The 11872-nt window shown below is 44.3% G+C and carries 11 protein-coding genes; 1 reads left to right on the forward strand and 10 read right to left on the reverse strand.

Translation table 11 applies throughout. The features are described 5' to 3' along the window. The first annotated feature begins 318 nt into the window (after nucleotides 1-318). Nucleotides 319-1767 carry a pyridoxal phosphate-dependent decarboxylase family protein gene (locus WBA23_RS23460; protein WP_424584707.1) on the forward strand — a complete coding sequence of 483 codons (1449 nt, stop codon included), beginning with the start codon at nucleotides 319-321 and terminating at the stop codon, nucleotides 1765-1767. Between the two features lie 4 nt (nucleotides 1768-1771). On the opposite strand, the gene WBA23_RS23465 is transcribed toward WBA23_RS23460, so the two are convergent. The 10 genes from WBA23_RS23465 to tssD all read right to left on the reverse strand — a co-directional run bounded on the left by WBA23_RS23465 (nucleotide 1772) and on the right by tssD (nucleotide 11816). Continuing rightward, nucleotides 1772-2803: a hypothetical protein gene (locus tag WBA23_RS23465; protein WP_424584708.1), complete on the reverse strand. Its 1032-nt coding sequence runs from the start codon at nucleotides 2801-2803 to the stop codon at nucleotides 1772-1774. Between the two features lie 9 nt (nucleotides 2804-2812). Next, on the reverse strand, nucleotides 2813-3109 hold the full coding sequence (locus WBA23_RS23470) for a PAAR domain-containing protein (protein ID WP_424584709.1): 297 nt from the start codon (nucleotides 3107-3109) through the stop codon (nucleotides 2813-2815). A gap of 10 nt (nucleotides 3110-3119) precedes the next feature. Further along, nucleotides 3120-4280 carry a hypothetical protein gene (locus WBA23_RS23475; protein WP_424584710.1) on the reverse strand — a complete coding sequence of 387 codons (1161 nt, stop codon included), beginning with the start codon at nucleotides 4278-4280 and terminating at the stop codon, nucleotides 3120-3122. Nucleotides 4281-4382: 102 nt separating this feature from the next. Further along, entirely contained in the window at nucleotides 4383-5198 is an 816-nt protein-coding gene (locus tag WBA23_RS23480; protein ID WP_424584711.1) for a TssN family type VI secretion system protein, read from the reverse strand. Nucleotides 5199-5200: 2 nt separating this feature from the next. Beyond that, nucleotides 5201-6166, reverse strand: a complete 966-nt coding sequence (locus WBA23_RS23485) for a type VI secretion system baseplate subunit TssG (RefSeq protein WP_424584712.1) — start codon at nucleotides 6164-6166, stop codon at nucleotides 5201-5203. A 175-nt stretch (nucleotides 6167-6341) separates the two neighbouring features. Next, the gene (locus WBA23_RS23490) at nucleotides 6342-8213 is read right to left on the reverse strand and encodes a hypothetical protein (RefSeq protein WP_424584713.1); all 1872 of its coding nucleotides are present in this window, start codon (nucleotides 8211-8213) and stop codon (nucleotides 6342-6344) included. Between the two features lie 20 nt (nucleotides 8214-8233). After that, nucleotides 8234-8671, reverse strand: a complete 438-nt coding sequence (locus tag WBA23_RS23495; RefSeq protein WP_424584714.1) for a GPW/gp25 family protein — start codon at nucleotides 8669-8671, stop codon at nucleotides 8234-8236. A 2-nt stretch (nucleotides 8672-8673) separates the two neighbouring features. Continuing rightward, on the reverse strand, nucleotides 8674-10542 hold the full coding sequence (locus WBA23_RS23500; RefSeq protein ID WP_424584715.1) for a type VI secretion system Vgr family protein: 1869 nt from the start codon (nucleotides 10540-10542) through the stop codon (nucleotides 8674-8676). Between the two features lie 96 nt (nucleotides 10543-10638). After that, nucleotides 10639-11232: a hypothetical protein gene (locus tag WBA23_RS23505; protein ID WP_424584716.1), complete on the reverse strand. Its 594-nt coding sequence runs from the start codon at nucleotides 11230-11232 to the stop codon at nucleotides 10639-10641. Nucleotides 11233-11405: 173 nt separating this feature from the next. Further along, complete coding sequence (gene tssD, locus WBA23_RS23510; protein WP_424584717.1) at nucleotides 11406-11816, reverse strand: type VI secretion system tube protein TssD; 411 nt, start codon at nucleotides 11814-11816, stop codon at nucleotides 11406-11408. Nucleotides 11817-11872: the final 56 nt, after the last annotated feature.

Consider the following 11872-nt stretch of genomic DNA (forward strand, 5'->3'; position numbering starts at 1 on the left):
ACTGCCAGGTCTCTAGGTGGACAGATTGCATTTACCACCTCTGAAGAGCGAGGTACTAGCTTAAGGGTATGTTTGCCTCACCTACTTACAACAAGTATTATTCCAGTAACAGAACTTGCTTTACCGGTATAGTAGCAATTCGAAAGATACGTTTGCAGCGTAAAGAACTACTCGACAGCTTCTCAGTTTAACTAAGCGGGTTATTGTATTTCTGTATTCTTTCAGCATTTCCATCGTCTATTTTCCGGTTTAGAAGGGATTCAATTGAGAATTCGCATTTTACCAAGTTCTCCTTTTATCTTTGGTAAAAGCAATCTCATGGAAAAAGACCTACTACACCGCGCTTATGATCCAGAACAGTTTCGCCAGCAAGGGCATGAACTAGTAGACCGCCTGGCTGACTATCTCGCTCAAATGCAAAGCGAACCCCATTTGGCCGTTTTACCCTGGCAATCACCCGAAGATAAACTTCACTCTTGGCAAGCTGATTTTAATAATTCTTCTCAAACGTCCATTAATCAGTTTTTTGATCGGATACTGATGGAGTCTATTCATATCCATCATCCACGCTACGTGGGGCATCAGGTGGCAGCTCCTGCTCCGGTTGCTGCTTTGGCAGGTTTGCTTTCCGGATTCTTAAACAATGGGATGGCAGTATATGAAATGGGGCCCGCGTCATCTGCCATTGAGCGAATGGTTATGAAGCAGGTAGCAAACAAAGTAGGTTACAGTGATTCAGCGGGCGGAATTATGACCTCAGGGGGGACATTAGCGAACCTGACGGCTCTGCTAACCGCTCGGCAAGTAAAAACCAAGAACGAGGCTTGGGAGAAAGGCGTGAATGAACAACTGGCTATCATGGTTTCTGAAGAAGCGCATTATTGTGTAGATCGGGCAGTGAAGATTATGGGATGGGGCGAGGCTGGTATTGTTCGTATCCCGGTAGACGAGATGTATGGCATGCGTACCGATCTACTGCAACCCTATTTTAAACAAGCCCAGCAGGAAGGAAAAAAGGTGATTGCTGTAGTAGCTTCAGCCTGTTCTACTTCTACCGGATCGTACGATGATCTGGCAGAAACTGCCCACTTTTGCCAACAGCATAATCTGTGGCTGCACGTAGATGGGGCTCACGGAGCTGCCGCGGCCTTCTCCCAGAAATATCGCTCGCTAGTTAAGGGAATATCCCAGGCCGATTCTATTACGTTAGATTTTCATAAAATGCTAATGACCCCAGCTTTGACGACCGGATTGCTGTTTAAAGATGAGAGCCACTCATTTACTACCTTCGCTCAACAAGCGTCTTACTTACTTAGCGAAGAGAAAACAGATTGGTACAATTCCGGTAAGCGGACATTAGAGTGTACTAAGCGAATGATGAGTATTCAGGTCTATGCGTTGCTACGCACCTACGGTTGGCAACTTTGGGATGAAAATGTAACCCATTTGTATGATTTAGCTACGCGATTTGCGGCTGTTGTTCAGCAACGAAGTGATCTCGAGCTGGCGCTCTCTCCTCAAGCGAATATTGTATGTTTTCGTTATGTACCCTCCGGCATTTCAGTCTCTCAGCTCAATGCACTCAATACTCAAATCCGACAACAAATACTTGAAGAGGGGAAGTTCTACATTGTGCAAACTCGGCTAAAAGAAGCGATCTTTCTGCGAGTAACACTAATGAATCCTTTCACTACTGAAGCTGTGTTAAACGATTTATTGGATGATATTGCCCGAAAGGGAGAGGTAATACTTATAGGTAGAACTTAACTTTTTAGCGATTGATGAGTAGCTCGATCTCTTCCGAGCTAAACTGATGCTGCTGAAGATATTCAGCGAGTCCTGATTCTATTGCTACATCTTCCCCCTTAGCTAAGGCTTCAATAGTAGGGCGATACTGCTCTATTGGGTTCAGCACTCGGCTTACGAATTGGATGATTTTCTCGTTCAATACATTCGTTGGTAATGATTGGGCGGGATTGGTGGTATACAGCACGTTATGCGTTTTGCTGTTGAGCATGTAGTAGAGCCCAAAAGTATCCAGACTATCTTTCTCTTGAACGGTAGCTGCCGCAAATGTACCTTTCAAAGGATTGAAGATTTCACCCTTCATTTGGGCGGCAAAATCTGCGTAGCTAGTACTATTGGTTGGGTTGCGGGCCTGAAATACAGCAATGGCACAACCTTTTGCCTCCAATAGTTGAACAATATCGGCGGGGGGAACATCGGTTGTTGCTTCTTGGGCGTGGTTGCCAGCATCGCCTACTAAAATCAAAATATTGGTTTCATTAGGAGCTAGATGGTCTAATTCCAAGGTTCGTTTTAAGCCATAATAGAGGGCTTCCGGCTCGTCCTGATCGTATTTGGATTTGGTATCTAAAGATTGTATCCACGGGACTGGTTCATCTCCAACCATGCTGTTCGTCATATAGAGCCAAACTCCTTCAGCAGCATCTCGGTAGCAGGCTGCCTCAATTTCGGCTTGGTAATTTTGCTCAATACTATTGGCTGCTTGAGCAACAGCGGGCAAATGTTCCTCCATCCCTTCGGTAGCATCTACCAGAAAAGCAATGTTAATCTGCTGCATCTGTTCGGCCAAACTAGCTAATCGCTCCCGGACAGCAGCCATCTCAGCCGGATCTTCTTCTTCGACAGCCGCTATTGGCGCAGTAGGTGCGACTGTTTTTGCACTGGGTACTAGTGAATAAAAGAGGAAAGGAAGTACGACAAAGCAGGCCGACAACACTAAAAATATCGTGAATTTGATGATAGCCGATTTTCTTTCGGCCTGATTGATTGGTTCCATATAGTTGGTTTACCCAATTAGTACATTTGGTACCCCTGGCCCTACAATTACCCCTCCGTGGGCAGTCTGGTCACCCATACGAGCAGCGGGCTTACCACCAATCATAACGGTCATGGAACCCATAATAATAACATCAGGGGCGGGGCTGACACAGGTAGCCTGATCACCTACTCGGGCAGCCGGCCGATTTCCAATGAGCACAGTAGGAGCACCAGGGGGGAGAATAGGTCCACCAACGTGTGGCTTGGGTCCGTCGGACATTGGGCAGGTGTGCATATCACCAATAACAGCGGCAGGTTTACTCATAACTCATTAATTAAATTTTCCAGAAGCTTCCTTTTTTCTTAGTGTCTGCGGGAGGAGTGCTTTCTCGAACAAACACATTATTTTTTTGGCGTTCCGGTTCTTTTGGCTTTCCGATATAATCTAGCTCGCTAAGTTTGGCGAATAGAACTTCCATCAGCGAAGCAAATTTCTCCGATAGATCTAGTAGCGAATACAGTTGAAGGTGATCGTAATCTGACTCCAGCAGCGCGTTTATGGTGTTTTCCAGATTACCAGGCCGCACTTCCGTCCACTCCTGAATATAGTTTAGTAACTCTTCCTTGCCATTGTCGCTCATGCAATCGAGACACACCCGTACAGTACGAGCGAATTTAGTAAATAACTCAAGCATATGAACTGGAGGTAAGTGCATCAGGCGAAGCCGAGCGAAATCAAGATGTCCGGCAATGAAATTTAGCACCTCCTGCGATAGTGTAAAGAGGTTGGCTACCAGTTGCGACTGCTCACTTTTCAGGCGCATCTTAACGATCACCTGCCGAGAATAACCACCCGTCTTCACTAAGGAACCCATTAGCTGATTATAGTACTCCACTATAGTTGGATGAGCTGTAACTCGGCTGCTGGGGGGAATAAACTTATCGGATACTTTTACTTCGTTGCCAATTACTCGCACTTTGGCTAGTATAAGATGATAAGCTCCTAAGTCAGTAAGGTTGATTTGGTGCGATGGTACAATTTGCAATTGATATTTAGGTGCCGTGTACGGATGGCGCAAAGGCTCTTCATCGGGATCAGGGGCACCGATAGGTTGGCGAGAGAAAGGATTGACGGTTACAATAACATCGTAGAGCAATTGGTCTTCATCCTGTACTATATGCTCGGCTTTGATGGGGGCTGATAACTCACGATCAGTAGTAGTATTTATCTCAATGCGAGCCCCTCCCAAAGTAATAGCCCGGCAACGAGTAAGCTGCACATTAAGCTGGCGACTGCTAGCTAAGTTGGCAGTGAGTTCCAGGGAGCTTTGATCAGAAACACCATTAAGCAGTCCGTAGTTGTAAGGAGTAATTTGCAGAGCAGCCACATCGCGCAATGTGTCTAGCATGGCATTCTCCTGCTGAATAAAGTGGTCTTTGTTGACCTTCATTCCGTCACGCCAATTGACTGTATGGTAGTTTATGTAGGGTTGCATTTTCTTGGTTGCTAAATTATTAAATGGCCGATTGTTAATGGTTAATTGTTGTTAATCTGCACCCTGCACCGTTCCACGGCGGCCCTGCACCCTACTGCACCTTTATTTCCGAATTCGTACGGCATTTACTAGATCGTTAGGTTTTAAATCGTTTTCAGCAATAGATGCATCAGGATTAACCACTTTGCTAGGTTTCCACCACTGATGAGTTTCGCAGTAGAATATCCAGGAAAAGGGCGGACGATAAGATTGAATGGGACTATCGACATTGTGCTGGTTGTACTCATCTAGAAAAGAATGAAATAAATCACCTAACTGAGTATCATTAGAGGCAACCACAGCAAATGTGGGCGAATCGGTATGGTTAATTTCCTTTACAAAAGTAAACTGTAGAGGAATGGTATTTTGAAAACTAAGGGTCGGTACTTCCTTCTCCGTTGGAAAAAACCATTTGTAATAATAAGGAGGCGGAATGGCTAGCCACAGTAGAAAACTTTTATGAATGAAGAACGGCAAAAGAAACGCGGTAGCTGCTCCGGCTAAAAAAGAAACAGAGGTATACGTTGCCAGTGTAGTGCATAACAGGCACAATAGTAAAGTCCCTACTGAGTAAATAAATAGCGTAAGTAGTAGCTCCGCCAAGAATAGTTCTTTCTGCACCCAGGCAAATTTTCGGTGTAATAGCCAAGTATGTAGTATTCCGGCAACTAAGCTTAGCCCAAATACCAGCCAGAAGATTAACGATGAAGAAATTTTACCAACAATAGCTAAAACCGCGTATAGCGCAAAGCTACTAATAAAGGCAGCGGCATAAGTAAGCACCTTCCCTAACTGTAGCTCGGGGCGAGCCTGGCTGCTTAGGAAGAAGAGTACACCAGAGATGGTGGCAAGTACAGCAAGTACGATAACAGTAACCATAATTATAATTGCGTAGTGTAACCCAGGTATCCTTCGCCTAGTTCTTCCCCATGAAGTGAAAAGCCTTTTTCTTCTGGCTGAATAATCTCAATTTTTACCGAAATATCCGACTGGCAGGGAAGAAAGTATGCACATAGGCGTAAAAGGGTTTTTCGCTTTTTTCCACCGGAAAGATAGCTCGTAATATACTTCTTTTCAATAGGACCTACAATAAGCAAGTAGTGAGAGTGATAATCCTCGATATAATTTCCAAGAATGCTATCGCGGCCCAACTCAAACTCGCCTAAACTCGGCAGCTCTACTTCATTGGTTTCTCGCGTAATCACTCGGCTGGTTTCTACCCGAACGGGAGTTTCCATGATTAAGCTTAGTAGGTTCGATGTAGTTTCGTAATCTCCAACAACGCGATGCAGCAACGGAATAATGTGCAGCATCATTAAAGTCTGATAGTTGCTTAGTTCTTTAGGTAAGTCCCAAAGGTTGATTAAAGCATTATACTGCCGGCGGTTGAGAGAAGAAAGCATCAACTGACTTTCTTGCCATTCGGCTAGTAGCTGCAAGCGGTAGAATTCCTGCTCTAAGGGTAAGAAAAACTTCCGGGCGGCTTTCTCCTCCTGACGATGAAGTTCCAGTTCTTCTACTGCCGTCTCGGTATCAATTTGGGCATCCTTTTTTAATGTTTGATGAAATAGCCCTTCCGGAAGAGTATCGTACAAACCTTCGCGGTTGATGTCAATAAAATAGTACGGATTCCCTTGCTTACGCTCTCGCTTCTCTACCGAAAATAAGTCGTGAGAATAGGATCGCTGGAATGTGCTCAACGGTCGAACAAAAACATCTTCTATCTTAACCAACTTGTGACGGATCGCATTAGCAATGATTGCTTCGACCTTTAAATCAATATCACTGCCTTTAAGGCTAGTTTCCAGCAGTTGCTGTAAATCCTGATGCCCTTTCTCTTCCCACATAGCTATAATAGAATGATTACTTTTGTCACTGGTTACTAAAAATTGAAGATTGCAAAATTACAAATTGCTCTATGCTAAGCTCCTAGCTTTAGCCCTCTCACTTCGATCTCGGCAGAGAATTGCTTCTAACTTTCGACTTCTTTCTTCTCACTTTCCATTATCCACTATTGACTGCTTATTGTTCATTGCTTAAGATTACCTGAATGGGTAAAACAGTAGACGCTCTCTGATGAATAAATTGCTGCAAATCTCGCTGAGTGCTTTCCAGTTCAGCTTCCAACATTTTAGCCTTGGCAGTAAGCCGAATAGTAATATCAAGGGTGCGTTCTAGTGCTTGATTAGGGCGAGGTAATACTCTAACGCCTTTGCTAAAGGTAACCGAGTCTATCAAATCACCCAATCTAGCGTAGCAAGCTGCTTTCATATCTTCCTCAGTCACCAAACGGTCTCGTGAAAGTAAGGCACTGCGGAATGCATGTATTTTTTCGGTATCACTAGGCTTGTCCCGTCCGCCGTGAGTAGACGTTACTAAGAGTAAATCCTCATTCTGAAAACTACTACTTTTATAGGGTTGAACTTTCTTGCCCGAAGCAATACGGTTAGCCGTAGCTCCTAAAGTGGTCCAGAATTCTACCCAAATATTATTGTCATACTCCGCATTTAAAGCCAGGTAATGGTGCACGTCTGAGTTTTTAGCATTCGCCTTTATCTGCCGATCCAGCCGGGCAATAATCTGTTTAATCGCTTTCACATCCTGAATAACTCGGCTACCGCCCATCGCCTCAAAAGCAGCGTTTTCATCCCGAATTAGGTCGAGCAGATGGTTGGAGAATTCAGTAGCATTACGCTGATCAAAACGGCTGACACCCTCTTCCCGAATAGCGTAGGTATTAGGCTCTAAGGATTTAAACCGCTGGAAAGGAACATTCCGGTAGACTGCCCCCTGGTCAGTAACTACCTTATGCATCGTGAGAAGGTAGTCGGTAGTAGCCAAAGGGATAATATTGAGTAGCTTGCTAACCCGGTAAGGACGATTGCTACGGATTAACCGACGATTGATAACCGGCAGGCAATTAATAGCGCAAATTGTGTTAGATAGTACCTCGGCTGGCATTAGCTGCGGAAAGCGAACCTCTATCCAAGTAATTGTTTTGGGCAGTGCTGTCAGCTCTTCAGCGTTAAAAACCGATGAAAATGCAGTAGGGTAGGGCGAACTACCCACGAACTCAGTTAGTTCGTCAACGATAATAAACGACGTTTGGTAAGATTGTAATGTTTGCTGTTCTAATACTTCGCTAACGTTAGGCAGTTGATCTTGCCACTCGTTAGTTTCAGTGAGATGACGGACTTTTGCCGGAGCGTAGCCCGAGCGAGTACGAATAGGTTGTCCATTTAAAAACCATTGGGTAGAAGGCAACAAACTTCGGTAGTAAGCCGCATCGGGTTGATTCTTCCAGTCAAAATAGAAAGCAAGGTTATCAATGCGGCTAAGCTCAGAAGGAAGTTCTATTCCTATCCATAGCGACTGGGCGGGTAAGGCCGATGCTTTATCGGTAGTACTAAGCAGAACTTCTCGGGGCAAGATACCTGCCGTCTGCACTAGTTTTTGTCCAAAGGCCAAGTAGCACACATCGCCATTGGTTAGCGTGGTGTTTAGTGCCGGGGAGAGAAAGATGTCTTTCTTATCGGGTTTAGCTAGATTATCGGGATTTATTACTTCCTGCGAGGCAATAAACTGATCCTCCGTAGTGATAATCTGCTGTGATTCTACCGGACGCACGTGCAACACAGCGTGAGCGGGTGTGGGTACGGTGAGTGCTTCGGGCAATAATAAACTGGCTAGCTGCTTCAGTACCCGATTGCTGGATTGGTGTAGTTCGCGAGCCGTTTTTTCAAATTGAACGGCACAGGCTCCAAATAAAAGATCTACCAAAGGGTCTAGATCTTCCAGTTCAGTCTCATTGTAGTCCCAAAGCTCAGCGGCTGTTTTTAACAACCGCTGTTTCACCTTATCTCGCTGAAACTGATTTTCCCGATTGAGTTGCATATATAATTGATATCAAGAAGTCAGGCCAAAGATAGTGGACTAAAAAACATATATTCGGTGTGACTGAGTGATTGGTTGGTTTTTTTTACTGTTCCTTGGGCTTGAATAGTAATGCGCTTCCGGTGGCGAATGATTTGTTGAGTTTTCGGATCAAGAGTTTCAGGTTCGTCTACCTTAATAGATACCTGAATTTTTGCTAATCGCCGCTCGTAAGCATTTAGCGATTGTAGCACCAGATCTTCCAGTTCATCCTTCCACTTAGATACGCTCTGGATATTATCAAAATCCTTATCCCATACGTAGCAACCGTAGTTCGTGTCGAAGCGATACTCGTAGTAGTGCGTTTTGATAATCAGGTGAATATGCTGTCGGATGGCATCTTCTAAGCTACAGAGTGCCAAACGCTTCTTCTGCAAAAGATCGGTGAAACTGAGGGGTAATTGATAATATGGGCGCATGGCTAATTAATCTTTACTAATCCGCCTTTTAGGCTGGCCGCAATGCCACCTTCTAACGATAAGTTGGCTCCTCCTTTCACAGTAGCACTGGCTCCCCCTTCAACCGATACATCGGCTCCGCCAGATACAGCTACAGTAGTGCCGCCGTCTATACTCACTTCTGTACCTGCGGTAACTCCCATCGATTGATTGGCGGTGACTGCAATGCTATTGGCGTTCTGTTCAAATTTAGAACCTACATCGGTAGTCATATTGTTGCCTACCGATAGCGAATGATCTTGTCCGGCCGTGATATCAATATTTTCCTGGGCTTCAATCTTAATTGATTTAGCCGAAATATCCAGTTCACCTTTCGTTTTTATCGTGATCTTACCGTCGCCTTCCATTTCCAGACAAACTTCGTTTTTCGGATCATCGTCTTGCTGATGAAAAATCCTAATCTTTTCCTTTCCCCCGTCGTCAATAAGGTGAATCTGGTTTCCTTGGCGGGTTTTGATCACTTTCATTACGTTTCCGTTCTGTGACCAAACCGAAGGGGTAGAATCCTTATTGTACAAGCTACTAAGGACGAACGGCTTTTCCGGATTATTATGCTCAAACCCTACCATCACTTCAGCTTTTATCTCGGGTATAAAGTAAAACCCGTGTTCTTCGCCACCGTAGGCCTGCGAAACCCGAATCCAGGGGGTAGAAGGTTCAGAAGCAGATTGCCAAGGAAAAGCTACTCGTACCCGTCCAAGTTTATTAGGATCGTTGTTATCGATCACAATAGCCGATTGAGATTCGCAAACTGGCTGTTTCACATAAATCGGGGGAGGGGATTCTAGCTCAGCCGGAATTGCCGTAAAGCTATTCTGATAATCGAGCGAACTACCAATATGGTGTGATAAGGAAGTGATGATAAACTCTCCATAATCTTGCTCATTAGCTGCTTCACCGGTAATATTAATAATGGTGCCAACATTTAAAAGAGGGTTATCGCTGGTGCCACTCAACACTACCATACTATTAGCCGAAGCCGTCTTTTGATTTTCGACGAAGCTATCTAGCTCCTGTTGTTCGGCAACAAGCTGAGTGGTAGCTCTGCTAGGCTCTTGGCTAAATAGCTGTTCCGATTGCCTTAGAGCAAATTTGCCGTAGCTATCGAGGTTGTTTATTTGTGAATTAGCACCACTGCTTTCGTATACCGCACTATTTACGTAATCGTAAGAAAATACTTTAAAATTGGCTGGCTGTACTTTAAAGGAGAAGTCCAGATTGAATAAATCTTTAACTAATGGTAGGTTTACCTTTTTGTCTCGAGAAGGTTCGCCAAAAATAAGCTGGGTACCATTATAAAAACACCACTCGCCAAACCGAGCCGCCATACGCTGTAAGAAAGCGTAGTTCGACTCATTATATTGAACTACATACGGTAGGTTATTACGCTCTTTGGTAGAGGTAATTTCAGTTTCTAAGGACTGGGGAATGGCTTCTAACGCACTATCGAAAATATCTAGCAGACTCATTTCTTGGTAAGTACGACACTGTGGATACCCCTCTAACAGAATAGTTGGACTATAGCCTTGCAATTGTATGGTACGCTGTCCATTACTTAATCTACTTAATCGTACTTCGGTTATAATGCCAATAAACTCGTTTTCGGTTTGTTTGCTTCTAAACAAATCGGGAAGGAAGCGGATATGGCACTCCTTTCCGACGTATTTCTTAGACTGTTCCAGAATAGCGCGTCCGGTATCCCGAAATGCGTCGGCGGCTAAAGAAATTTCAAAGGTATGGTGCTGATGTATGTCCTGAGAGATACTCACCCCGGATAAAGGAGCTACTGATTCCCCCGCAATTGTTACGTGTAATTCTACTTGCTGTGCCAAAACGCCACTATTTTAAATTATTTTAATTCTATCTCTAAGCACTAATTAATATTAGTTGGCTTTTGCGTACTTTAAACTAAAAGGGTTTGTAGGATTTTAAGTCATCTCAATGGTTCGGCGCCCTTCATGTAGTAACCAGCCTTTTTCAGTGTTTTGTCTTCGGAAGGGGTCTACTAAGAAGAACGATGAAATATGAGTAGCTATCCAGCGGTCATCCTGAATGTAGTTATCCTCAAAAGTTCGCCCTACTTCTTCTACGTGCCATATCTCATCGCCTTCACGGGCAAGCACACTTGTACTTCGTCGGGCACTATCAAAAGCGGCAGTAGATGCCCCAAAGATAACACCGCCTACGGTGCCTACCGTACCGAGAGGGACAAAAGCGAGACCTAATGCAAATATTAGGGCGGGGTAACTTTCACCCCCTTTTAAACTCTGATTAAGCCGAGCCATAAAGCCCCGGTGAGATGAGCCAAACGTCATTACTCTTTGTACACTTCTCAACCCCTGTAACACGTTAGATACGCCATTGCGAGGCACCTGAACAATACCTTGTCCGCTACGAAACTGAGGACGAATTAAGCGAGTTTGCCCCCCCGAGTACGCCGCAAAGCCGTGAATAATAGAATTTGATACTCGCTGACCGGAGTGTCGTCGCAAACGAGGAAGCTGGGATACATTAAAACTCATATAATCACTCTCCCTATCTGGAATTTAAAGTTTGTCTCTTCCTAAAGTTGCCTACGATGAGTTATAATTAAATCTGATCTCAAGTGAGATTGAATAATGAATCATACTTATGCCTTCACCATTAAGTAGCTCTAGGAAGGATTAACATTTTCTTAGCGACACAATAATAAGGCTTACACCGGCCACTCGTTCTCATAAACGGCTGGCCCGCCGTCGCCCTCTATGGTAATTTCGCGACAGGAAATTACGAAGGTTTCCATCATGTTCTCTCCACCTTGCCAACTGAAGTTTTCTCCGTATTCAACAATGTAGGCATCTTTAAACTTCACAGTCTTGATAGGCTTTTCATCGTCAGTATCATCCATAATTTCAATCTGCCCTTCTTTGGTTTTCCCTTGAGCTAAAGTCATCCAGGTGGGTAAGAACGCACTTTTGGTAGATTCAATCGTCATTTGAAGCGTTCCGCCCCGAACGATGCCGGAAGGCCGGCCGGAGGCATCAATATCGCGGTTAAAGCTATAAGAGAAATCAATCACTCTTATATCCTGTAATTTGTCTAAGTCTAATCTTGCGCGTACTGCCATGATATTATAAGTTTAATGGTTAAAAGAATTTGGCTTGTTTAATTTAAAGTCAGGGC

This window comes from Tunicatimonas sp. (assembly GCF_049647865.1).
Lineage (GTDB): Bacteria > Bacteroidota > Bacteroidia > Cytophagales > Cyclobacteriaceae > Tunicatimonas.

Excerpts from the sequence above, each read along its gene's own strand:
- WBA23_RS23460 (WP_424584707.1), top strand. The coding sequence starts at position 319 with ATGGAAAAAGACCTACTACACCGCGCTTATGATCCAGAACAGTTTCGC.
- WBA23_RS23465 (WP_424584708.1), bottom strand. The coding sequence starts at position 2,803 with ATGGAACCAATCAATCAGGCCGAAAGAAAATCGGCTATCATCAAATTC.
- WBA23_RS23470 (WP_424584709.1), bottom strand. The coding sequence starts at position 3,109 with ATGAGTAAACCTGCCGCTGTTATTGGTGATATGCACACCTGCCCAATG.
- WBA23_RS23475 (WP_424584710.1), bottom strand. The coding sequence starts at position 4,280 with ATGCAACCCTACATAAACTACCATACAGTCAATTGGCGTGACGGAATG.
- WBA23_RS23480 (WP_424584711.1), bottom strand. The coding sequence starts at position 5,198 with ATGGTTACTGTTATCGTACTTGCTGTACTTGCCACCATCTCTGGTGTA.
- WBA23_RS23485 (WP_424584712.1), bottom strand. The coding sequence starts at position 6,166 with ATGTGGGAAGAGAAAGGGCATCAGGATTTACAGCAACTGCTGGAAACT.
- WBA23_RS23490 (WP_424584713.1), bottom strand. The coding sequence starts at position 8,213 with ATGCAACTCAATCGGGAAAATCAGTTTCAGCGAGATAAGGTGAAACAG.
- WBA23_RS23495 (WP_424584714.1), bottom strand. The coding sequence starts at position 8,671 with ATGCGCCCATATTATCAATTACCCCTCAGTTTCACCGATCTTTTGCAG.
- WBA23_RS23505 (WP_424584716.1), bottom strand. The coding sequence starts at position 11,232 with ATGAGTTTTAATGTATCCCAGCTTCCTCGTTTGCGACGACACTCCGGT.
- tssD (WP_424584717.1), bottom strand. The coding sequence starts at position 11,816 with ATGGCAGTACGCGCAAGATTAGACTTAGACAAATTACAGGATATAAGA.